The sequence below is a fragment of the Prochlorococcus sp. MIT 1223 genome, assembly GCF_034092465.1.
Lineage (GTDB): Bacteria > Cyanobacteriota > Cyanobacteriia > PCC-6307 > Cyanobiaceae > AG-402-N21.
On sequence record NZ_CP139303.1, the window covers coordinates 342,207 to 363,992 of the forward strand.

The 21,786-nt window shown below is 33.8% G+C and carries 23 protein-coding genes and 1 pseudogene; 12 read left to right on the forward strand and 12 right to left on the reverse strand.

Annotation, left to right across the window (positions count from 1 at the left end; translation table 11 throughout):
- Positions 1 to 16 precede the first annotated feature (16 nt).
- Positions 17 to 1,945, reverse strand: a complete 1,929-nt coding sequence (gene dxs / locus SOI85_RS01735) for a 1-deoxy-D-xylulose-5-phosphate synthase (protein ID WP_320664511.1) — start codon at positions 1,943 to 1,945, stop codon at positions 17 to 19.
- A gap of 116 nt (positions 1,946 to 2,061) precedes the next feature.
- Here dxs and ilvA point away from each other — a divergent pair, with 116 nt between their 5' ends.
- The 3 genes from ilvA to SOI85_RS01750 all read left to right on the forward strand — a co-directional run bounded on the left by ilvA (position 2,062) and on the right by SOI85_RS01750 (position 4,507).
- The gene (ilvA, locus tag SOI85_RS01740) at positions 2,062 to 3,603 is read left to right on the forward strand and encodes a threonine ammonia-lyase, biosynthetic (protein WP_320664512.1); all 1,542 of its coding nucleotides are present in this window, start codon (positions 2,062 to 2,064) and stop codon (positions 3,601 to 3,603) included.
- A gap of 67 nt (positions 3,604 to 3,670) precedes the next feature.
- Positions 3,671 to 4,177 (forward strand): SMC-Scp complex subunit ScpB, encoded by a 507-nt coding sequence (scpB, locus tag SOI85_RS01745; RefSeq protein WP_320665096.1) that lies wholly within the window; start codon positions 3,671 to 3,673, stop codon positions 4,175 to 4,177.
- 24 nt (positions 4,178 to 4,201) lie between these two features.
- Positions 4,202 to 4,507: a YggT family protein gene (locus SOI85_RS01750; protein ID WP_320664513.1), complete on the forward strand. Its 306-nt coding sequence runs from the start codon at positions 4,202 to 4,204 to the stop codon at positions 4,505 to 4,507.
- 19 nt (positions 4,508 to 4,526) lie between these two features.
- On the opposite strand, the gene SOI85_RS01755 is transcribed toward SOI85_RS01750, so the two are convergent.
- Positions 4,527 to 4,856, reverse strand: a complete 330-nt coding sequence (locus SOI85_RS01755) for a nucleoside triphosphate pyrophosphohydrolase family protein (RefSeq protein ID WP_320664514.1) — start codon at positions 4,854 to 4,856, stop codon at positions 4,527 to 4,529.
- A gap of 80 nt (positions 4,857 to 4,936) precedes the next feature.
- Here SOI85_RS01755 and pyk point away from each other — a divergent pair.
- The 3 genes and pseudogenes from pyk to ftsH form a co-directional block, all read left to right on the forward strand.
- Positions 4,937 to 6,364, forward strand: a pseudogene (gene pyk, locus SOI85_RS01760) (pyruvate kinase); the annotation flags it as partial.
- Between the two features lie 44 nt (positions 6,365 to 6,408).
- Positions 6,409 to 7,638 carry an ABC transporter permease gene (locus tag SOI85_RS01765; protein ID WP_320664515.1) on the forward strand — a complete coding sequence of 410 codons (1,230 nt, stop codon included), beginning with the start codon at positions 6,409 to 6,411 and terminating at the stop codon, positions 7,636 to 7,638.
- Positions 7,639 to 7,782: 144 nt separating this feature from the next.
- Positions 7,783 to 9,708: an ATP-dependent zinc metalloprotease FtsH gene (ftsH, locus tag SOI85_RS01770; protein WP_320664516.1), complete on the forward strand. Its 1,926-nt coding sequence runs from the start codon at positions 7,783 to 7,785 to the stop codon at positions 9,706 to 9,708.
- Here ftsH and clpP read toward each other — a convergent pair whose 3' ends face one another.
- Positions 9,709 to 10,299 (reverse strand): ATP-dependent Clp endopeptidase proteolytic subunit ClpP, encoded by a 591-nt coding sequence (gene clpP / locus SOI85_RS01775; protein ID WP_320664517.1) that lies wholly within the window; start codon positions 10,297 to 10,299, stop codon positions 9,709 to 9,711.
- 84 nt (positions 10,300 to 10,383) lie between these two features.
- Between clpP and psb29 the strand changes: the two genes are divergently transcribed.
- Positions 10,384 to 11,007 carry a photosystem II biogenesis protein Psp29 gene (gene psb29 / locus SOI85_RS01780; RefSeq protein WP_320664518.1) on the forward strand — a complete coding sequence of 208 codons (624 nt, stop codon included), beginning with the start codon at positions 10,384 to 10,386 and terminating at the stop codon, positions 11,005 to 11,007.
- 168 nt (positions 11,008 to 11,175) lie between these two features.
- Here the strand turns inward: psb29 and petN are convergent, their stop codons facing one another.
- Positions 11,176 to 11,277: a cytochrome b6-f complex subunit PetN gene (petN, locus tag SOI85_RS01785; RefSeq protein ID WP_320664519.1), complete on the reverse strand. Its 102-nt coding sequence runs from the start codon at positions 11,275 to 11,277 to the stop codon at positions 11,176 to 11,178.
- 60 nt (positions 11,278 to 11,337) lie between these two features.
- Between petN and SOI85_RS01790 the strand changes: the two genes are divergently transcribed.
- Together SOI85_RS01790 and SOI85_RS01795 are read left to right on the forward strand one after the other, a co-directional pair.
- Positions 11,338 to 11,652 carry a DUF2103 domain-containing protein gene (locus tag SOI85_RS01790; protein WP_320664520.1) on the forward strand — a complete coding sequence of 105 codons (315 nt, stop codon included), beginning with the start codon at positions 11,338 to 11,340 and terminating at the stop codon, positions 11,650 to 11,652.
- A gap of 297 nt (positions 11,653 to 11,949) precedes the next feature.
- A complete protein-coding gene (locus SOI85_RS01795) occupies positions 11,950 to 12,135 on the forward strand; it encodes a hypothetical protein (RefSeq protein ID WP_320664521.1) in 186 nt (61 codons plus the stop codon).
- A gap of 10 nt (positions 12,136 to 12,145) precedes the next feature.
- On the opposite strand, the gene SOI85_RS01800 is transcribed toward SOI85_RS01795, so the two are convergent.
- Positions 12,146 to 12,415: a hypothetical protein gene (locus tag SOI85_RS01800; protein WP_320664522.1), complete on the reverse strand. Its 270-nt coding sequence runs from the start codon at positions 12,413 to 12,415 to the stop codon at positions 12,146 to 12,148.
- A 184-nt stretch (positions 12,416 to 12,599) separates the two neighbouring features.
- Here SOI85_RS01800 and SOI85_RS01805 point away from each other — a divergent pair, with 184 nt between their 5' ends.
- Positions 12,600 to 12,968 (forward strand): hypothetical protein, encoded by a 369-nt coding sequence (locus tag SOI85_RS01805; RefSeq protein WP_320664523.1) that lies wholly within the window; start codon positions 12,600 to 12,602, stop codon positions 12,966 to 12,968.
- An 18-nt stretch (positions 12,969 to 12,986) separates the two neighbouring features.
- Here the strand turns inward: SOI85_RS01805 and SOI85_RS01810 are convergent, their stop codons facing one another.
- Positions 12,987 to 13,121 carry a hypothetical protein gene (locus SOI85_RS01810; RefSeq protein ID WP_320664524.1) on the reverse strand — a complete coding sequence of 45 codons (135 nt, stop codon included), beginning with the start codon at positions 13,119 to 13,121 and terminating at the stop codon, positions 12,987 to 12,989.
- Positions 13,122 to 13,273: 152 nt separating this feature from the next.
- Here SOI85_RS01810 and SOI85_RS01815 point away from each other — a divergent pair, with 152 nt between their 5' ends.
- Entirely contained in the window at positions 13,274 to 13,474 is a 201-nt protein-coding gene (locus tag SOI85_RS01815; protein ID WP_320664525.1) for a hypothetical protein, read from the forward strand.
- 780 nt (positions 13,475 to 14,254) lie between these two features.
- Here SOI85_RS01815 and secF read toward each other — a convergent pair.
- From secF to rsmA, 6 genes are all read right to left on the reverse strand, one after another.
- Positions 14,255 to 15,253 carry a protein translocase subunit SecF gene (secF, locus tag SOI85_RS01820; RefSeq protein ID WP_320664526.1) on the reverse strand — a complete coding sequence of 333 codons (999 nt, stop codon included), beginning with the start codon at positions 15,251 to 15,253 and terminating at the stop codon, positions 14,255 to 14,257.
- Positions 15,254 to 15,263: 10 nt separating this feature from the next.
- Positions 15,264 to 16,742 (reverse strand): protein translocase subunit SecD, encoded by a 1,479-nt coding sequence (gene secD, locus SOI85_RS01825; protein ID WP_320664527.1) that lies wholly within the window; start codon positions 16,740 to 16,742, stop codon positions 15,264 to 15,266.
- A gap of 3 nt (positions 16,743 to 16,745) precedes the next feature.
- The gene (locus tag SOI85_RS01830; RefSeq protein WP_320664528.1) at positions 16,746 to 17,729 is read right to left on the reverse strand and encodes a pyruvate dehydrogenase complex E1 component subunit beta; all 984 of its coding nucleotides are present in this window, start codon (positions 17,727 to 17,729) and stop codon (positions 16,746 to 16,748) included.
- A 199-nt stretch (positions 17,730 to 17,928) separates the two neighbouring features.
- On the reverse strand, positions 17,929 to 18,300 hold the full coding sequence (locus SOI85_RS01835) for a DUF3082 domain-containing protein (protein ID WP_320664529.1): 372 nt from the start codon (positions 18,298 to 18,300) through the stop codon (positions 17,929 to 17,931).
- Positions 18,297 to 19,244 carry a 4-(cytidine 5'-diphospho)-2-C-methyl-D-erythritol kinase gene (gene ispE, locus SOI85_RS01840; protein ID WP_320664530.1) on the reverse strand — a complete coding sequence of 316 codons (948 nt, stop codon included), beginning with the start codon at positions 19,242 to 19,244 and terminating at the stop codon, positions 18,297 to 18,299. The genes SOI85_RS01835 and ispE overlap by 4 nt, the downstream gene beginning before the upstream one ends.
- Positions 19,241 to 20,071 carry a 16S rRNA (adenine(1518)-N(6)/adenine(1519)-N(6))-dimethyltransferase RsmA gene (rsmA, locus tag SOI85_RS01845; RefSeq protein WP_320664531.1) on the reverse strand — a complete coding sequence of 277 codons (831 nt, stop codon included), beginning with the start codon at positions 20,069 to 20,071 and terminating at the stop codon, positions 19,241 to 19,243. Before rsmA ends, ispE begins: the two co-directional genes overlap by 4 nt.
- Before the next feature lie 153 nt (positions 20,072 to 20,224).
- On the opposite strand from rsmA, the gene SOI85_RS01850 reads away from it, so the two are divergent.
- Positions 20,225 to 21,781, forward strand: coding sequence for an ArnT family glycosyltransferase (locus tag SOI85_RS01850; RefSeq protein WP_320664532.1), 1,557 nt, complete (start codon positions 20,225 to 20,227; stop codon positions 21,779 to 21,781).
- Positions 21,782 to 21,786: the final 5 nt, after the last annotated feature.

Consider the following 21,786-nt stretch of genomic DNA (forward strand, 5'->3'; position numbering starts at 1 on the left):
AGCTTCTTATTGCCTACTATATTTTACTGTTTTTATTATTTATAATTACTGCTTCATCCTTGGTCCATCCAAACTTTTGTTTAATTCTTTTAGACATCTGAACAGGAGTTAAGGACAAGGTTTCTTTACTTTGTTGAGGGCTGGCATGATCAACAAGTCTGTCTGGTATACCAATTCTCAAAGTCGACGCTTGAATATCACTGTCAGATAAAGATTCAACTACTGCAGAGCCAAATCCACCAAGTAGTGTTCCTTCTTCCATCGTGACGACTTTTCCAATTCTGAGCGCAAGAGGATGTATAAGCTCTTCATCTAAAGGTCTCAAAAATCTTGCATTTATAACTGTTGAAATTATTCCTGATTCTCTTAACAGCTCAGCTGTGATAACAGCTTGAGAAACCATTGCTCCATAAGCCACAATCAATAGATCGTCTCCTTCTAAAAGTATTTCACCATTACCAACTTTTATTAGCTCCCAACCTTCCTCCATCAAAATCACACCCTCTCCTGGACCTCTTGGAATTCTTAAAGCTGTAGGTCCATTGTGGTTTAAACAAGTAACTAACATTCTTTGCAATTCTCCTTCATCTTTTGGCGCCATCACAGTAAAATTAGGAACAGACCTTAAATAACTAATGTCATATTGACCTTGGTGAGTGGGACCATCTGCACCCACTATTCCAGCACGGTCTAAAACAAAAGTTACTGGAAGGTTTTGTATCCCAACATCATGAATGAGCTGATCATAAGCACGTTGTAAAAAAGTACTATAAATAGCAACAACAGGCTTCATTCCCTCGCAAGCCATTCCAGCAGCGAGAGTTACGGCATGTTGTTCTGCTATACCTACATCAATATATTGATCAGGTATAGACTTCTGAAGAAGATTTAGTGCGGTACCTTCCGCCATAGCTGCTGTAATACCAACAACCCTACTATTTTGCTCACAAAGTTTTACTAACGTTTGTCCAAAAACCTTGCTATAGCTAGGAGGCTTAGGCTTACTAGAAGGTAGTGATTTTCCAGTTGTAAGATCAAAAGAAGATTGCGCATGATATCCAACTTGATCTTCTTCGGCAAATGGATAGCCCTTTCCTTTCGTTGTTAAAACATGAACTAATACAGGCCCTCCGATATCATGTGCAGTCTCAAAAGTACGAATCATCTGTGAAATATTATGTCCATCTATTGGTCCTATGTATGTAAAGCCTAATTCTTCAAATACTGCGCCTACTTTTGGTACAGCCAAACGTCTAACGCTACCAGTAATAGATTTCAGTTCTTCAGATATTTCGTCCCCCATAAAAGGAAGGTTCTTCACACTTTCTTGGACACTGTCAGAGACAAACTTTACTGGTGGACTTAGCCTCATTCTATTCAAATAAGTGGATAAAGCCCCAACAGGAGGAGATATAGACATGTCGTTATCATTCAGAACAACTAATAGAGGAGTTTTAGGTAAATGTCCTGCATGATTAATAGCTTCTAAGGCCATGCCTCCTGTTAAGGCTCCATCGCCAATTACAGCAACACATTTAAACGACTCGCCTTTTTGATCCCTACCAAGGGCCATTCCCAAAGCAGCTGATATAGATGTACTTGCATGCCCTGCTCCAAAATGATCAAACTTACTTTCAGATCTCTTTAAGTATCCTGCAACTCCCTTCTCTTGGCGAAGAGTATCAAATTGATTAAATCTACCAGTAAGTAATTTATGAGGATAAGCTTGATGGCCTACATCCCAAACAACCTTGTCAATATCTAAATCAAGGGTTTGATAAAGAGCAAGAGTAAGTTCTACTACTCCCAATCCAGGACCTAAATGACCTCCACTAGTAGATACAACCTGAAGATGCCTCTCCCGAATTTGACAAGCAATATCTTCAAGCTCTGCTACCGACAAGCCGTGGAGCTGATTTGGATGGCTTAATTCGCTTAGACGCATTTTGCCACTTTTCAATGTTCTTAATCTACGGGTTCCAATGCACTTTTCGTGAATTAATGAAAAATAAAAATGCAATGTTGAAATCAAAGGTCTAATAAAATTGCCAGAATGAACTAATGGACGACTATCTTCAAAAAATTCTTAGAGCTCGAGTTTATGACGTTGCTCTTGAAACCCCTTTAGAAAAGGCAAGAAATCTTAGTAATAAATTCCAGAATAATATTTTCTTTAAAAGAGAAGACCTACAAGAAGTCTTTTCATTCAAAATTCGCGGAGCATATAACCGTATGAATCAATTAACTAAAAAAGAACTCATTAAAGGTGTTGTTGCTTCTAGTGCTGGCAATCATGCACAGGGGGTTGCACTAAGTGCTACTCAATTGAAATGTAGGGCTGTGATTGTAATGCCTTTAACTACTCCACTTGTAAAGGTAATGGCTGTAAAAGCTCTAAAAGCTGAAGTTATTCTTTATGGAGATACTTATGACGATGCATGCACAGAAGCTTTAAAAATCTCATTAAATCAAGGCCTAACTTTTATTCATCCATTTGACGATCCAGAGGTTATTGCAGGTCAAGGAACAATAGGGATGGAGATAATAAGACAATGTGAAAGGCCTCCATCCGCAATTTACGTTGCAGTTGGCGGAGGTGGTTTAATAAGTGGAATCGCAGCTTATGTAAAAAGCCTTTGGCCACAAGTAGAAATAATTGGAGTAGAGCCAAAAGATTCTTGCGCAATGACAACATCATTAAAAGCCGGAAAGATTATTGAACTTGATGAAATTGGACTTTTTGCTGATGGAGTTGCAGTTAGAAAAGTAGGAATAAATACATTTGCTTTAGCTCAAAAGTATGTAGATTCAATGATAACTGTCAGCACAGATGAAATTTGCGCTGCCATCAAGGATGTCTTTGAAGATACAAGGTCTATTTTAGAACCAGCTGGAGCATTAGCAATAGCAGGGATGAAAGCTGATATCACGAAAAGAAACTTAAAGGATAAAGATCTAATAGCTATTGCTTGCGGAGCAAATATGAACTTTGAAAGGCTTCGTTTTGTAGCAGAGCGTGCTGAACTTGGTGAACAAAAAGAATCAATGTTAGCTATAGAGATACCAGAAAAGGCAGGAAGTTTAAGAGAAATATGTAAGCTTTTAGGACGGAAAAACCTTACGGAATTCAGCTATAGAATGTCCGGTTCTAATAACGCATTCATTTTCCTTGGAGTAGAGATTAAAGAACCAAAAGAAATAGAAGAGCTGATAAATAAATTTCAATCAGCCGGATTCAATTGCTTAGATCTTACAAAAGACGAATTATCAAAATTACACCTCCGACATATGGTTGGAGGAAGGCTTCCAAAAACAAAGAAACAAAACCACGGTGACTGTTTCAAAGAACTTTTATACAGGTTTGAATTTCCCGAAAGGCCTGGTGCTCTGATGAATTTTCTTACTTGCATGAAACCAGATTGGAGTATCAGTATTTTCCATTACAGAAATCATGGGGCTGACATAGGAAGAATTGTTATTGGAGTACTAGTAAAAGATTCTGAACTTGAAGCTTGGAAAACATTCGTAAATCAAATTGGTTATAAGAGCTTTGATGAAACTAAAAATCCTGCTTACAAATTATTCCTAGGTGCACAAACCTAATAATCAAGTTATTTTTGGATAACAATTATATTTCCTACAAATTACTAACTCTGGTAAAACTGATTCCATTAAGGAAGCCCTTCAAATCTCACTACCAGCAAGACTGGAAGCAATCCTTTATTTAAAAGGAAGGCCAATGAGATTGCAGGAAATACTCGAAATAGTAAATGAAGAAAAAGATCTTGTTGAGCAAGCCTTATTCGCTCTAACAGCTTCATATGCTCAAAGAGACACTGCTTTAGAAATTAGCGAAAGCAATGGATTATATAGTCTCCAATTAAGAACAGGTTTGGGCGAATTGGTTCAGAATCTCTTGCCTGTAGATATATCCATAGCCACCTTAAGAACACTTGCAACTATTGCTTTAAAAAAGAGAATACTCCAATCAGACTTAGTTGATATAAGGGGTTCTGGTGCATACGACCATATTAAAGAACTAATATCTCAAAAATTTATAGAAAGGAAACGACAAAGAGATGGGCGATCATATTGGATAACTCTCTCTGAGAAATTTCATCAGACTTTTTCTATACTCCCTGATATAAACACACCAGAAAATACAAAAGCTGCATAAAGTGTTTACAACCAACACAATTCCATGGGATCAGAAATCATTTCTAATATTTTTGGTGTTATTAGCCAAACCTTAGTTATCTATTCCTATCTTCTAATTATTAGGGTATTGCTGACATGGTTCCCAAACCTTGACTGGTCTAACCCCATCTTAAGTAATCTATCAGCAATAACTGACCCATATTTAAATCTTTTCAGAGGAATAATACCTCCAATAGCAGGGATAGATATTTCACCAATCCTTGCCTTCCTTTTACTTAACTTTGCACAAAGTTTTGTTAATATTATTAGATATGCATCTCTAAACAATTCAATACAGTTTTACGGATAGATAAAAATAAAGTAAAAATTTATCTGTCATCTCCATCCCCTGATATTTGTCCTCGTTTGGCCCTGCTTGCAAGTTTATCAAGATTTGCTTGAGCAACATCATTTAGCTCAAAACCTAATTCAGAAGAGAGTTGGGCTACATACCAAAGGACATCTCCCAATTCTAATTTGATGGCTTCTTTGGCATCAGGATCAAAAATGCCATTATTGTCTCTAAGAATTTTCTTTACTTTGTCAGCAACTTCTCCTGCTTCTCCAGCCAGTCCAAGTGTTGGATAAATTGGATTATTTCCTAAATCTGGATAAAGAGCTGTTCTTCGAGAATTGTGTTGATAATGATTTAGGTTCATGATTAAAGTAATTGGATTTTGAAAAAGATTTTCCCCATGACAGCTAGATGGTATTTTTTGGATGATATCAGGTCCCTTTAATGACCCAGATTGATCTAAAAAGAAGGACCAAGATTGTTGCGACAATTGGTCCTGCTACAGAAAGCGCTCAAAGTATTTCTGAGCTTATAAAAGCTGGGGCGACAACCTTCAGGTTGAATTTTTCTCATGGCGATCACATAGAGCACGCTAATCGCATTTCAACAATACGAAAAGTATCTAAAGACCTAGGAGTTCATATTGGGATTCTTCAAGACCTTCAAGGTCCAAAAATTAGACTTGGAAGATTTAATGATGGTCCAATAAAGGTATCAAACGGTAGTACTTATCGTTTGACATCTAAATCCATCAATTGCGACAGCCAAATAGCAAGTGTTACTTACGATAAATTATCTAAAGAGGTTAGTCCTGGTAATCGAATACTTTTAGACGATGGAAGAGTGGAAATGAGAGTAGAAAAAGTAGATACTAATAACGAAATAATCGATTGTTTAGTAACTGTTGGTGGAGTCTTATCTAATAATAAAGGGGTTAACTTTCCAGATGTTCAGTTATCTATAAGGGCACTAACAGAAAAAGATAAAGAAGATTTAGCTTTTGGGGTTGAACAAGGAGTTGACTGGATTGCTCTCAGTTTCGTAAGAAACCCTTCTGACATTATTGAAATAAAAGAACTTATAAAAGCACATAATCAGGACATACCGATTGTCGCTAAAATTGAAAAGTTCGAAGCTATAGATCAAATAGATTCAATTTTGCCCTTATGTGATGGCGTTATGGTCGCAAGGGGTGACTTGGGAGTAGAGATGCCAGCAGAAGAAGTACCACTGCTACAAAAATCTCTAATAAAAAAAGCAAATAGTTTGGGCATACCGATTATTACGGCAACACAAATGCTGGACTCTATGGCTTCCAGCCCAAGGCCAACTAGAGCTGAAGTTAGTGATGTTGCTAACGCTATTCTCGACGGTACTGATGCAGTAATGCTTTCTAACGAGACTGCAGTTGGAGATTATCCAATAGAAGCTGTTTCGACAATGGCAACAATAGCCAAAAGAATAGAGAGAGATTATCCACAAAGAGCTCTGGAATCTCATTTACCAAGCACTATCCCAAATGCAATTAGTGCTGCTGTTAGCAGTATTGCAAGACAACTTAATGCTGCTGCAATATTACCTTTAACAAAAAGTGGCGCCACAGCACATAATGTTAGTAAATTCAGGCCTGCTACGCCTATCCTGGCAATCACAAGTGAAGTTGAAGTAGCAAGAAGATTACAATTGGTTTGGGGAGTTATTCCGTTACTTATTCCAGAGCAAGTAAGTACAACTAAAACTTTTAATCTTGCAATGAAAATAGCAGAAGAAATGAAATTATTAAATGCCGGTGATATCGTTGTCGAAACTGCGGGAACACTTAATGGAGTAAGTGGCTCTACAGATTTAATCAAAGTTGGAATAATAGGAGAAAATGTAATAGAAAATAAAGATAAAGAGCATATTATTTAATAGAAATGTCTAGGAATTTAGCAGCTAAAGAAATATTTTATATGGCGCTAAAAACTCTTAGGTCCAATAAATTAAGAAGTTTATTGACTATGCTCGGCATAGTAATAGGGAATGCATCTGTAATAACTCTTGTAGGTGTAGGAAGAGGGGCACAAAGACTTGCTGAAAATCAATTAAGCAACCTAGGTGCAAATGTTCTTTTTGTAGTACCTGGTAATAATGACACTAGAAGAAGAGGAGTTGCCTTTCCCAAGAATCTCGTCCTAAGAGATTCCGATGCGATAAAGCAGCAAGTTCCAACTGTAAAAAGAGTCGCCCCTCAGATAAGTACAACTGAAGTTATTCAATATGCATCAAGTTCTAGTAGTGTTTCTATCTCAGGTATTACTCCAGAATTCCTTCCAGTTAGAAGTTTTGAAATAGCTAAAGGACGTTTTGTAAATATGCAAGATCTCAAAAGCGCTAGGAGTGTTGTAGTAATTGGCCCAGACTTAAAAGATAAGTTATTCAAGCAAAGTAAAGCTATAGGCGAAACAGTCAGAATAAGAGATCAATATTTCGAAGTAATTGGAATAATGGCAGCGAAAGGAGCTGTGTTTGGGAACAATCAAGATGAGAATGCTTATATACCATTAACTACAATGGTAAGTCGTATTACAGGAAAAGATCCTACCTACGGAATAAGCTTGAGTTTTATAAGTATTGAAGCAATAAATGAAAAATCTACAAGAGCAGCAAAGTTTCAAATAACCAACTTATTAAGACAAAGACATAACATAATTAGAGATGATGACTTCGCAGTCAGATCGCAGAAAGATGCTCTAACTATAGTTTCTACAATTACAGGTGGATTGACTCTTATGCTTGCCGCTATTGGTGGTGTTTCATTAATAGTTGGAGGAATAGGAATAATGAACATTATGCTCGTATCGGTTAACGAAAGGACTCAAGAAATAGGTTTAAGGAAAGCACTTGGAGCAAAACAAATAGATATTCTTAATCAATTTCTAATAGAATCACTGATTTTAGCAGTTCTAGGAGGAATAGTTGGAACCTGCACAGGCTTAACTACAGTTAAAATAATATCTCTTGCAACTCCATTACCCGCAACAATAGGCAGAGACATAATACTTTTAACTGTTATGATTTCAGGTTCTATTGGATTGACATTTGGAGTTTTACCAGCAAGAAGAGCAGCTAAATTAGATCCAATTGTTGCTTTAAGGAGTCTTTAATTCCTAAATAATCAGTTTCTAAATTAATCAGGATAAATATTGACCTATTAGAAAATAGATATTTGTTCCCATTCTAACGGAGCAGTATAAATATAAACCAACGAAAAGAGGTCCAATTCGTTTAGAATAAAAGAAAAACTGTTCATGAATCCTAAATTGCGCGGAATAACTTTGTGGTTACTCCCTATAGCAATAGTTTTGCTTCTCTCTTGGCAGATATTTGGTAACACCAGTAAAAATAATTTGGATCAGACTAGAACTTCAATAGCATCTAGGAACCCGCCTGTTTCTAGAATTAGTTATGGAAGGTTTTTAGATTATATAAATTCAGGAAGAGTAACTTCTCTTGATATTTATGAAGGAGGCAGAAATGCAGTAGTAGAAGCGATTGATCCTGATTTTGATAATAGAATACAAAGACTTAAAGTTGATCTTCCAGGCATAACACCAGAATTAATTAATAAATTAAAAGATGAAGGAATAAGTTTTGATATTCATCCAGCAAGAACAGCTCCTCCTGCACTCGGAATATTTGGCAACTTGCTCTTTCCATTTCTTTTAATAGGAGGTCTAATATTTCTTGCTAGAAGATCAAATTCAATGCCAGGTGGACCAGGCCAAGCAATGCAATTTGGGAAAACTAAAGCTCGTTTTGCGATGGAGGCTGAAACAGGGGTCAAATTTGATGATGTTGCTGGTGTAAATGAAGCAAAAGAAGACTTAGAAGAAGTAGTTACTTTTCTAAAACAACCAGAAAAGTTTACATCTGTAGGTGCTCAAATCCCAAGAGGAGTCTTACTAGTTGGTCCTCCTGGAACAGGAAAAACTCTTCTTGCTAAAGCAATTGCAGGAGAAGCTGGTGTACCCTTCTTTTCTCTTTCTGGATCTGAGTTTGTAGAGATGTTTGTTGGAGTTGGAGCAAGTAGGGTCAGAGACTTATTTAAAAGAGCCAAAGAGAATAGTCCTTGTTTAATATTTATTGATGAAATAGACGCTGTTGGAAGACAACGAGGAGCGGGAATTGGAGGTGGAAATGATGAAAGAGAACAAACACTTAATCAATTATTAACAGAAATGGATGGGTTTGAAACTAACAACGGAATTATAATAATTGCTGCAACTAATAGACCTGACGTTTTAGACTCAGCATTAATGAGACCAGGAAGATTCGATAGACAAGTATCAGTTGATGCCCCAGATATAAACGGAAGACTTTCAATATTGAAAGTTCATTCTAGAAATAAAAAGCTTGAAGATAAACTAACTTTAGAAAGTATTGCCAAAAGAACTCCTGGATTTACAGGAGCAGACTTAGCAAATCTGTTAAATGAAGCAGCCATACTAACTGCCAGAAGGAGAAAGAGTTCGATAGGTATTAATGAAATAGATGATGCCGTAGATAGGATTATTGCTGGAATGGAAGGACAAACGCTTGTAGACGGACGCAGTAAAAGGCTCATTGCTTATCACGAAATTGGCCACGCTTTAATTGGATCACTGGTAAAAGCTCATGATCCAGTTCAAAAGGTTACTGTTATTCCTCGAGGACAAGCAAAAGGACTTACTTGGTTTTCTCCAGATGATGATCAAATGTTAGTTAGTCGCTCTCAATTAAAAGCAAGGATAATGGGAGCGTTAGGGGGAAGAGCTGCTGAGGACATCGTGTTTGGAAGGGCAGAAGTAACAACAGGTGCAGGAGGAGATATACAGCAAGTAGCCTCTATGGCAAGACAAATGGTAACTAGGTTTGGAATGAGTAATCTCGGACCTGTTTCTCTTGAAAGTGATAGTCAAGAGGTATTTATTGGAAGAGACTTAATGACAAGAAACGATGTATCAGATGCAATAAATCAACAAATTGATGAACAAGTTAGAAAAATAGTTAAACAATGCTATGAGGAGACATTAGAAATAGTAAGAAATAATAGAGAGGCTATGGACAAATTAGTTGAAATAATTATTGAAAAAGAAACTATAGAAGGAGATGATTTTAGGAATATCTTATCAACTTTTACTGAAGTACCAGAAAAAGACAGATTTACACCTGTATTAAACCAGGCAACAAGTTAACTAAATAGATTTAACAGGCTTCTTGTTGAAAACGGTATCAATTAAACCATATTCAATCGCTTCGTAAGGAGACATATAAAAATCTCTATCAGTATCTTCCTTTATCCTTTCTATGGGTTGTCCTGTCCGTTCTGACAATTCTGAATTTAATCTGTCTTTTAAATAAAGAATTTCATCAGCTTGAATTCTGATATCACTAGCTTGCCCCCTTGCTCCACCAAGAGGTTGATGAATCATTATTCTTGAATGAACTAAGCTACTTCTTTTTCCTTTAGTTCCAGCACAAAGAAGAAAAGCTCCCATACTTGCCGCTAGACCTACGCATACAGTCTGTATATCTGGTTTAACGTGCTGCATGGTATCAAATATTCCTAAACCGTCATAAACCGATCCTCCTGGAGAATTGATGTAGAGATATATGTCCTTGTCTGGATCTTCAGCCTCAAGAAAAAGCATTTGCGCAACAATTCTATTCGCTGAATCATTGGTAACAGGCTCACCTAAAAATATAATCCTTTCCCTGAGAAGTCGAGAGTAAATATCAAATGCCTTTTCTCCTCGGCCTGACTCTTCTATAACTATTGGAATCATAATTAATTTTAATAGTCACTCAATCCTAACGGTGAGAGATTGGCTAAGCTAAGGTTTCTACAGAATTAAGTTGAAAAGCATTTCTTGGCACTAAATACCGTCTCAGACAGCAAACAGGCATTTTATCAGGAATTCCCTTTTGTGATTCCAGATATATTTAGAAAAGTTGTTGATGAAATGCTTGTAGAACTTCACCTTCTCAATCATAAGAAGGAATTCAAACCTGACCATCTATTCTCAATTGGCCTGATCAAGGCCTTCGATGATCTAACCAATGGTTATAAGCCAAGAGAACATTTGGAGATTCTGTTCAATGCAATATGTAACTGCAATGGAGTTGATCCAACAAAAATACAAAGTTATTCCAAAAAAGGATTAGAACAATTAAAGGGAATTAAACTTGAAGAGATAAAGAATATCAAGAGCATAAGCGAACTGAATATTGACTTACTAAACGAAACAGGAATTATATATAGTAGAATATCTTTAATAGGCCTATATAATGTTGTATGCAAAATAGAACAAGAAGACCCAAGTAAAGAAGTAGATAGTAACGATACAATTACTATTACTTTAGCAAAGTTACTTGGCTTTCAAGAAGATAGAGTTGAAAAGGATCTATCTGTATACATATCAAGTGTTGACAAAATTAAGCAATCGCTTGAACTAATCAAACTTATAAATCAAAAGAGCAAATCAGATAAATAAATAATCTATTTAACTTTCTTACTATTTTTAGTTAATTTTAATCTTCTATTATCTTTAAAATTAATATATGATATGTAAATAACACCTGACGTTATAAGTATAAGTAAAGACAGAGTAAATATAGATAAAACAGAATATAAAGATATCGTTTCTAAACTAAGAATATATCTAAATATCAATTGAACCATCTCCATTCCTGCCCCAAACAACCATTGCTATTGAGAATGTAAATATTGCAGCTAAGGCTGCCCAAGCGAAAGTGAAGATCATTTTTTTTAGAATTATATAACATTAAGGTTAGTACAGACAAGACATAGAACTTAGCGGGAAGTGTTTACATTAATATTATTTGATGACTGCAGCAGAACTAATTTGCAAATGGGAAGGCTAGTCCTTACGCATAGTACATACATAGATGGACTGATAAAATGGGGAAAAAGAGTAGCTAAAAACAAATCTATTAAAACTCTTACACCTGGAGTAATAGGTAAGACAAAGGGCTTATCTGAAAATTTAGATATACGAATCACAAGGAAGACTTTAGGCGGCTATAAACTAGTTGCGAGAAAAGGTAGCATGTACCAAGAAATATACATAGTAACAAGTTTGTCTGAAGACGATTTAAAAAAAATAATAAAGTCTTAAACAGACTTATCATCGAGTGAATTATCTAGTAATTTATCTAAGTTCTTACTCTTAATACTATTATATAAGTCTTCAATTAATTCATCCTTTATATTATTCATAGCCTTATCTACTTCGGTAATCCTTAGAGTCATAATTGTTTTTTTACAATCCTAGACTGAATTAGCATCAGATCAACACGGAAAATATGTAGAAAATATTAATTTAGAATCCTAGCTAAAATGAATTGATCTAGTAGAATATAATAAATTTATGATTAAATATCCATTTTCACTAATATTGCTACTGAGTACATTGATGTTGTCCCCTTCCATTAGAGGAGAAACTACATACGAACTCAGAAAACGATGCCTGAATTCAAATGATTACAACAAATGCATTTCAACAGTAAAACAAAAAACTGATTTAAATAGTCGATCTACTCGAATTATTTCCAGTGGCCCAATAGAAATAGAAGTAATTCCATATAAGAAATCAAGATGATTTATAAAAGCTATAATTCATATTCTTGCAAGAACTTATCTAGATAAGTTAAATAATTAGATATCATCTTTTCTGATTCATCAGAAAATCCAGAGGTCTTGTAATATTCATCGACAGCACTAACTTCAAGTACAATCTTTTGAAATGCCTGTCGGTATTCAACCTGTATCTCTTCCTCATCTATATCATTAATTTTGGCTGTAATTAATTCGACCTTCTTTCTAGCCGAGGAAATCTGTTGCTCCATTTCCTTGTTCAGTTTTCTTCGTTTCTTAGGCATCGATAAAGAAGTTTTTTTTAATATAAAACATATCAAGATAGTATCTGATATTCACAACATTTTTTAAACACAGAAAAATAGCAATGAAATAAAATCGAAATAATATCTAAAACTTTGACAAGTTATAAATTAAGTTATATTTTATTATAAGGATACATAGACCTCTGCTAGATGGAAGAGTTGAATGCCAACAACTAGCTCAAATCTCAAGTCAGATGACAAAATTAAAAAAGGGCCTCATCTACCTTGGTGGGTAGAGCTTCTTTTTGTACAAATTGGCCTTCCTGACAAATGGTTGCCCAAAATCCTAAAAAGGAAAAATAAAGCACAGAAAACCATAAATGAAAATAAGAAGCGTATTCTTTATACATTTTTATTCTTGTCCACCTTTATTTACCTAAACCAATATACAAAGTATTTCTATTATCAGAATAACTGCATTGAGTTTGAATTATCTAAATCAACAAACGAAGCCAAAGATTACAATATTAGCAAAAAGGAAATGCAAGCCATCGCAGTAAGAAAATGTAATTCTAATATTCAGAGTTATTAACTTAGACTTGATTAAAATTTATTGATCTCTTAGTTTATAGGTTGGATTATTTTTTGGTGGTTTACCTTCAATTACAGGTATAAAAAGTGCTAGTAGTCTTCCAAAAAATGGCACCCATATTTTTCTATAACTTGATTTGAGAAAATTAATCATAAATTTTAATTTTTTAAATTATAGCAAATAAATTAAATTAATTTTATATCATGCTTAAAAATATAATATTGTATATAAAATCCTATTTATCTATGACTTGTAGAAAATTATGTAAAATGATATTATAAGTGATATTAAAGAAACTAGATTAAATGGCAACAGCTAAAGAAAAAAAAGAAGAAGTTAAGGTGTCACTGAAGATGCTAAGGCGAGAACTTAGAAAAATGCATTTAGGAGTAACTGAAGAGCTTACATTACCAGATCCAGTTGAAGTAAAACAATTGATGACTAAAATGGAAGAATTGTTAGCAGTAGTAGAATCAAAAACTACGCGAAAGCCTAAAGCAAAATAATAATGTTTACATTCTAAATGGATAAAAAGATACTAAACAAGAAATTAAACAAGGCTATAGATGAATTATCAAAAGATCTGCAGAAGATAGGTATAAGCAAGAGGCAAGCACAGATAAAAAAAGAATTATTAAATATATTATTTAAATACTAAGAAGATTTATCCATTTGAAATATATAGTAAATATAATAGCAAACAGCACCTAAAAGGATGGATATCATAATATTCACACTATGAACAAATTCTCCTGAAATCATTCTAATATAGCAATTAAACCTATTCTAGACAAAATTTTCTACTGCCGTGATGATTATATATAACTTTAATAAAAATAGTTAGATAGTATATTTGAGACTCTACTTAGTAGCTTGTTGCCATATAAACATAAGACCTAAACTTATTAAGAATGATTCAATTAATAATCTTACAAGTAAAATAAATATTATTATAAATGATACTAACAAGATATATATTATCCAATTATTTTTTAGACTAAGAGCTTTATATCCATCATTACTATTAGTCGGTATTATTTCTGGCTCTATAGCATGATTATTCATAATAAATAAAATTAAAAATCATCTGGAGTATTTTCGAATTAAAGAAGGAGAAATTAATAGGACAAAAAATGATAACATATGAGATTTAAAAGCAAATAATAAAGAAGTAATAGTAAAATGATCTAGTAGAAGTCTAATCTCTGTTCTAATATCTAATAAAGCAAAAATTATTAATATAGAAGGAATATACCTTGAGAAGTTTTTATACATTATAGATGTTATTAACTATTGGAGGGCAAGGCTGATTCAGCTAGTGATGATTTAATAAATAAGCTTAATAGACTAGGGGCCAATGCAATACTTGACCAACTTCCTATGACTACTCCTAATGACAACGCTATCGCAAATAACTTCAAGGTAGGTCCTCCTAGAAACACCAATGCCAATAAAGGTAATAAAGTACTACCACTTGTATAAAGTGTTCTAGTAAGAGAAGCTGAAACAGCATAATCTATTTTTTCCATAGGTGAATAATTCTCTAATTTATTTAATTCCCTTATTCTATCGAATATAACAACTGTATCATTAACAGAGTATCCAGCAATAGTTAACAACGCAACAGCAAATAAACTATTAATTTCTATATTTAAGAGTATTCCTAACCAAGAAAAAATACCGCATACTATTATTACATCATGAATCAAAGCTAACATTGCTAAAATTGCATATTTTCTATCAAATCTAAAACTGATGTAAATAACGATTCCAACGAAAGCAACTATTAGAGAAATGATACTACTTTTAAGTAGTTGGATTCCAAGCTTAGGTCCAATGGCATCCACAGACAATCCACCTTTTTCAATAGGACCTATGCTTTCACTTAGGTTATTGATAACTAATTGTGTTATATCAGCTGAAAGGAAAGGAAGTCTAACTATTATTGACTTTGAATTATCTAATAATTGAACTTTTGAATTAGATAGATTGAATTTAGAACCATTTTTAATACTATCAATAGTTAATGATTTAAGACTATATTTAATTGAATCAGGATTTATTTTTGAACATGACTGTACATCACATTTACGTTCTAATTTAATCTGCGTTCCTCCAGTAAAGTCTAAGCCTGGTTTAAGTGGAGCATTTATAGACGGATTTATAGTAGAGAGAAAAAAACCTATAAAGCTTATAAATATTGCAATAACAGATATAGTAAACACTTTACTTCTACTACTACAAAGTTTTATTTTATAGTTAATTTTTGGGAGATTAGAATTCATAAAAATTTATCTAGTTATTTGCTAATGGTAATTGATTTGCTTTTAGAAAATATGTTTTATTTCGAAGTTTCTGATAACTCATTAAAAATTTTAATAGAACCCTGGTACAAGTTAAGGCAGTAAATAGACTTAGTGTTACCCCTATACCTAAAGTAGCTGCAAATCCCTTAACAAAACCCGTACCAAAGTTAAAAAGTGCTATACAGCTAATTAGTGTTGTTATGTGACTATCAAGAATAGATGAAAAGGCTTGTGAGAATCCTGCTTCTATTGATCTAATTAAAGTATTTCCTCTTCTTAATTCATCTTTAATCCTTTCAAATATCAATATATTTGCATCTACAGCCATTCCTATACTTAGGATGAAACCTGCAATACCTGGTAATGTTAAAGTTACTGGTATCAATGCATAAAAAGAAATATTAAATAACGAATATAATAATAAAGCTATAATAGCTACAAAGCCTGGCAATCTATAAATAGATAACATAATTAATGCAACTAGAAATAGTCCTAAAAGTGAAGAGAATAAACTTCTTTTGATATTCTCAGTTCCTAGTGTTGGTCCTATTGTTCGTACTTGTAGAATTCTTACTGGTAAAGGCAGGGACCCCCCCCTCAATTGAACTTCCAACTCTCTTGCTTCTTCAGCTGTAAAGCTACCGGTTATAGTTGCTGATCCACCAGATATTCCAGCCGTCTTAAATTGAGACCCAACTGAAGCTTCACTTATAGATTCTCCATCAAGAATAATCCCAAGAAGCCTATTAGATCCTGCTATTGATTTGGTTAACTCTGCAAACTTCTCTCCACCCTCCTTATTAAATCCTAGTGTTACTTCCCAGCTAGATAAATTTTGTTCCTGTCTTCTACCTGCTGTAATTAGATCTTTACCAGTAAGATTTGTAGGTTCAAATAAGTTAGTTATTTTTTCATTTAATACCTTTTTTATATTAACTACTTCTTCAAATCTATCTGTTGTAGTTGAAGAAATACCTAATTCATTCTGGAATTCATTAATCTTTTCAGTATATGTACTGTCATAATTAACATCTTTTATATCAATATTGCTAGAAATACTAAAATTGGAATTAAATTCTCTTCTTAAATCAATTAACCTTCTCAAAGGTTCATTAGTCCCAATTTTTTGGGCTCGAAATTCAAGTAAAGCTGTCTTACCAAGAATTCGGGCGGCAGTTGAAGGATCTTGCTCCCCAGGTAATTCAAGAATCAATTGATCTGAACCAATTGTCTGAATAGAAGATTCTGCAACTCCCAGTCCGTTTACTCTTCTATCTAATACAACTTTTACAGCCTCCACTAACTCTGGTGTTATTTTACTTATTTCTTCTGTCGGTTGTATTTCCAACGTTAATTGACTTCCACCTTTCAAATCAAGACCTAATTGAAATGGAAAGCTAATACAAACTGACCATCCAGCAATTGCTAACGCTATTACTAAAGCAAACCATCCTTGCTGTCTTGCCATAAATCAAATTTCCTTATTAAGCATACTTTTAGCTGCATCTACAATTTGATGAGGTTGAATTATTGTTAAGTTCTCAAGATTGCCGTTATATGGAGTTGGAATGTCTTGACTAGAAAGCCTCACTGGACGAGAGTCCAACTCATCAAAACAATGCTCAGTTATTAATGAAAGCAATTCAGCAGCAATACCCCCTGTCTTCATACACTCCTCAACTATAATTACTCTATGAGTTTTCTTAATCGAATTTGCAATTGTATCCATATCGAAAGGCTTAAGACTTATCAAGTCAATTAACTCAACATCTATGCTTTCTTTTTCTAAGATTTCTACAGCTTTAAGGCAATGATGCCTCATCCTTGAGTAAGTAATTATAGTCAAATCACTACCTTCTTTAACTAAATCTGCCTGGTCCAAAGCACAAGTATAATCCCCTTTTGGTATTTCCTCTCTTAAATTATAAAGAAGAACATGTTCAAAGAATAGAACTGGATTGTTATCTCTTATAGCTGCTTTCATCAAACCTTTTGCATTTGTAGGGGTACTACATGCAACAATTTTTATTCCTGGTACTGCATGAAAATATGCCTCTAACCTTTGACTATGCTCTGCACCCAATTGACGTCCAACTCCTCCAGGTCCTCTGACAACTGTTGGAATAGTGTAATTTCCTCCACTGGTATATCTCAACATTCCCATGTTGTTTGATATTTGATTGAATGCAAGTAAAAGAAACCCCATATTCATTCCTTCTACAATTGGCCGTAGGCCTGTCATTGCTGCGCCTACTGCCATTCCAGTAAAACTATTTTCTGCTATTGGAGTATCTAAAACTCTAAGAGCTCCATATTTTTCATAAAGATCCTTTGTAACTTTGTAGGATCCGCCATATTGTCCTACATCCTCTCCCATAACGCATACAAGAGGATCTCTTGCCATCTCTTCATCGATAGCTTCTCGAAGAGCATTAAATAAAAGTGTCCCTGCCACAGAAAAAAGTAGAAAGTAAAAATGCTTTATTAAGCCAAGCTATAACAATGAGGGCCTATTCATCCTCCTGCAGCAAAAGTGGTCAATATTAGGACAGAAAGCAGCATGCCTGGACTAAGAAGCAATACTAATAGGCCAAGATCATGCAAATTCATCTTAAGGGAAGAAGAAGTTTTGAATTTTAGATAACATAATTTTATTAGGGATTAGCTTGATTGCCAGGCAACAAACTTCGAATAAATACAATAGTTAGCCCCAGCCCTATGAAACCAAAAGTAAACGTAGCCAAAAAGCACATACCTGTAATTAGGGTTTTAAATCCAGAAGCAATGCTTTGAGCAATTGCGGAACTATAATTAATTTGGTGAAGAGCAAAATAAATTACAACTTTTTTACTAATAATTAGAGATATCCATGCAAATAAAAGACTCGTAACAGCTCCACTTAGAAAGTTGATAGGTCCTTTTTCAGGAAGAGGTGAATTCTCCTTATCAATATCTGCAGAAGAATCGTTTTCATTCACGAGGGGTTCTTGATCAGTTGATTTAAAAAGATCTTTTGATTCTTTCATTTCTCTATACAAGGACCTTTATTTACAAGAGAACAGCACCAAGATTCAAAACCTGCAGCTTTAAAATTATGAGAATTAGCATGCAATGCATTTTTTGCAGTATCTAAATCTTCAAAAAGAGCAAAGCAACTAGGGCCCGATCCACTCATGGCAACAGATAAGGATGTGGGTATAGATCGCAATAAGGTCAAAGCGTTTTCAACAGAAGGGACTAGAGGTGAAATTGTCTTTTGCAGATCATTCCGTAAAGGTGGAGAAAGTTCTTGATTGTTAGAACTTAACCAAACAGCAGACCTTAAATTAATTCTTTGATCTTCATACTTTTCTTCTGAAGATAAATATTCAATTTGGAATTTTTCTTTGTGTAACTTATATGCCCATGGAGTAGAAACATTAACAAGAGGATCTTTTAGTAAGATTATGGACATCTTATTACTTATCGAGGGTATCTGTTCTAATAATTCTCCTCTACCAAAACATAACTGAGTTCCTCCAGAAATACAAAAAGGAATGTCTGAACCAAGTTCAGATGAAATTTTCTCCAAGTCATTTGTGCTGTATCCTAATTTCCATAAATTATTCAAACCAATGAAGGTTGAGGCTGCATTGCTAGAACCTCCTGCAAGCCCTGCCCCAATAGGAATTCTTTTTCTTAGAGAAATATCTACACCTAGATCTGGGCGCTTTGCGTAATGCTTTAAAAGCTTAGCTGACCTTACTATTAAATTATCATCTCCGTCTGATAAGTTTGGGCTATCAGAAGATAGTTTAATGATGCCATTGTTATTTAAAGTTAAAGTTATTTCATCACTTAAGTCAATAGACTGCATAACCATAGCTAATTCGTGATATCCATCTGCTCTAATTCCCAGTATTTGCAAATGTAAGTTTATCTTTGCCGGAGAATTTACCCTAATTGTCTTATTGCTGGAGGTATAAATCATTTCGCTGATTTTAGATCAATGCCCTTTGCCAAAGCGACCCAATTCTGAATATTTAATTCTTGGGGTCTTTGGTCAAGTGTTATTCCAATATCATGAGATAATTTCTCTAATAAATCTACTCTATATAGTTCATTCAACGTATTTCTTAACTTCTTGCGCCTTTGCATAAAAGCTACAGTAATTATTCTCTCTATATTATTTTCAATTTCTATGGAAAGTCTCTGATCCTTCTTTAAAGGTTTTATCAAGATCACCTTAGAATCAACCTTAGGAGGCGGAACAAAATTAAAAGGTTCTACTTTACATACTTCTGTACATTCTGCTTGTAATTGCATTCTAATACTTAAAGCGCTAAAGGATGATGAGCCAGGGGGAGAAAGAATTCTATCTGCAACTTCTTTTTGAACTAAAAGGACAAGTGAATCAAAAGTAATAACTGATGGCCTACCTAATCTACCAACTAATTTATCTAATATTGGACCAGTTATATTATATGGAATGTTAGCTACAACCTTATTAGTAAATATACCTTCAGGAGGAGTAAGAGGAAATGTTAAAAAATCTCCTTCGATCAATTTAAAATTAGAGTAATTTGAAAATCTTTTCCTTAGGTTAGGTATTAAATACTTGTCTATTTCTATTGACAGTAGTAAAGCTGGATTTGATCTAATTAATTTTTCTGTAAGATAACCTTTACCTGGGCCAATCTCAAGAATACGATCTGTTGGTATAATTTTAGCGGCATTAATAATCTTACTTAGAATTGATTCTTCAACAAGCCAATGCTGCCCAAAATACCTACGTGTTAGTAATGGTCTATGGTTCATAATAAATTAAACAAATTTTTTACAGTAAACATGTTTAAGAGTTTTTTATTCTATATTATCTACGCATTTAAGATATTATACTAAAATAGGACAGTGCACGTTAGGTCTTTTTTGCTATATTAAAAAAGTTTATAATTAAATAAGGGATTCAATTTGCTAAAGACAATAAGAAATATATTATTATGGCTTCCTTTCTTATTGTATTTTGGTGAAAGAAGCTATATAGCTCAAGACGAAGGTTACTACGCTCTACAAGCGAAATGGATATTACAAAAAGGTGAATGGATTGCCCCTATGTGGTGGGATGAAATTAGTTTTGATAGGACTAATGGGATTCAATGGTTAATTGCTATATCACAAAGCTTATTTGGAGAAACAATATTAGCTTCTCATTTACCATCTTTATTAGCAGGCTTTATAACACTTCTCGTAACCTATAAGTTATCAGAAGAACTTATAGGGAAAGAATATAATTGGTTAAGTCCCTTGATACTTTGTACAAGTTTTATCTGGATAAACAATTTACATTTAGCAACTCAAGATATGCCTCTGCTGGCCTTAGAAATGATAGGAATTTACTCCTTATTAAAGAGCTCAGATAGAAGTTCAAGGTTCTATAATTTAATATTTGGCCTATGGATTGGACCAGCATGCCTATTAAAAACAGGCATGGTATTAGTACCTCTGATTTGTATTTCACCCTACATTATTACAAAAAAAAGGTATATAATCAATTCATTATATTTCTGGTTGGGGTTGCTTATTGGATTAATACCATTGATTACATGGCTGGCTATTTCTATACAGTCATACGGATTACAGTCTGTAAAAGGAATTATAGACAAAGTATATTTTCTTTCACAAAGTAATAATTACCACAAACCTCTTTTATACTATACTTGGAATATACCTATCAATTCTTTTCCCTGGATATTCTTTTCTATAATAGACGTAATAAACAAATTTAAAACTAATAAGATTTCTTCAAACTATCCTCTCTATATATATCCACTTTCTTTCATAATTCTTCTTAGTCTTTTTAAGACTAAGACCTCATATTACCCCTTACAAATAGCTCCCCTTATAGCAATATCATCATGCTCTGGTATCAAATTAATTGTTAAGAACAAGCATATATTATCAAAATATTTTAGGAAATATGTCATTACCTTATCTCTATTCTTAATAACAATTTTATTTTATCTTCTTTATTCCTCTAGTAATATTGATTTTATAGACCAAAATAGAACCACAATAATGTTATCAGTAATTCTATTTTTTGTTCCTTGGTTATTAGTTTACTTTTTCGAAAGCCCAAGGAAAATTATAACTTGCCTAATAATAGGTCCCTATCTCTCTTACTCCTTAATAATACAGAATGGTTTTCTAACAAATAGAGATCCGGCAACAAAATATTTATTTAATTCAAATCCACTGCTTTCAATAATAAACAAAAATACTATTGATGTATTTTATACTAATGAATTAAATAGTGATGACTTTTCCAAATTAGTCAAGATTGGAATTTACACAAAGAAATTAGGTAAAAGGATAAAGTCTATTAACCATAACGAATCAACTAATCCAATATGGATACATAGTGATAGTACTACTTTCTCAGAAGATGATCTGAGTTTAATTCTCGATTCTAAGGAATTAAGTCCATGGGTACTTGTTCGAAGAAAAAATCTACAGTCTTCTAATAGATGACTGTC

Coding starts and splice junctions, on each gene's coding strand:
- ftsH (WP_320664516.1), top strand. CDS start 7,783: ATGAATCCTAAATTGCGCGGAATAACTTTGTGGTTACTCCCTATAGCA.
- secF (WP_320664526.1), bottom strand. CDS start 15,253: ATGAATTCTAATCTCCCAAAAATTAACTATAAAATAAAACTTTGTAGT.
- SOI85_RS01750 (WP_320664513.1), top strand. CDS start 4,202: ATGGGATCAGAAATCATTTCTAATATTTTTGGTGTTATTAGCCAAACC.
- SOI85_RS01815 (WP_320664525.1), top strand. CDS start 13,274: ATGGCAACAGCTAAAGAAAAAAAAGAAGAAGTTAAGGTGTCACTGAAG.
- dxs (WP_320664511.1), bottom strand. CDS start 1,945: ATGCGTCTAAGCGAATTAAGCCATCCAAATCAGCTCCACGGCTTGTCG.
- ispE (WP_320664530.1), bottom strand. CDS start 19,244: ATGATTTATACCTCCAGCAATAAGACAATTAGGGTAAATTCTCCGGCA.
- ilvA (WP_320664512.1), top strand. CDS start 2,062: ATGGACGACTATCTTCAAAAAATTCTTAGAGCTCGAGTTTATGACGTT.
- SOI85_RS01810 (WP_320664524.1), bottom strand. CDS start 13,121: ATGATTAATTTTCTCAAATCAAGTTATAGAAAAATATGGGTGCCATTT.
- SOI85_RS01795 (WP_320664521.1), top strand. CDS start 11,950: ATGTTGTCCCCTTCCATTAGAGGAGAAACTACATACGAACTCAGAAAA.
- SOI85_RS01805 (WP_320664523.1), top strand. CDS start 12,600: ATGCCAACAACTAGCTCAAATCTCAAGTCAGATGACAAAATTAAAAAA.
- SOI85_RS01755 (WP_320664514.1), bottom strand. CDS start 4,856: ATGAACCTAAATCATTATCAACACAATTCTCGAAGAACAGCTCTTTAT.
- secD (WP_320664527.1), bottom strand. CDS start 16,742: ATGGCAAGACAGCAAGGATGGTTTGCTTTAGTAATAGCGTTAGCAATT.
- rsmA (WP_320664531.1), bottom strand. CDS start 20,071: ATGAACCATAGACCATTACTAACACGTAGGTATTTTGGGCAGCATTGG.
- clpP (WP_320664517.1), bottom strand. CDS start 10,299: ATGATTCCAATAGTTATAGAAGAGTCAGGCCGAGGAGAAAAGGCATTT.
- SOI85_RS01800 (WP_320664522.1), bottom strand. CDS start 12,415: ATGCCTAAGAAACGAAGAAAACTGAACAAGGAAATGGAGCAACAGATT.
- SOI85_RS01765 (WP_320664515.1), top strand. CDS start 6,409: ATGTCTAGGAATTTAGCAGCTAAAGAAATATTTTATATGGCGCTAAAA.
- petN (WP_320664519.1), bottom strand. CDS start 11,277: ATGATCTTCACTTTCGCTTGGGCAGCCTTAGCTGCAATATTTACATTC.
- SOI85_RS01835 (WP_320664529.1), bottom strand. CDS start 18,300: ATGAAAGAATCAAAAGATCTTTTTAAATCAACTGATCAAGAACCCCTC.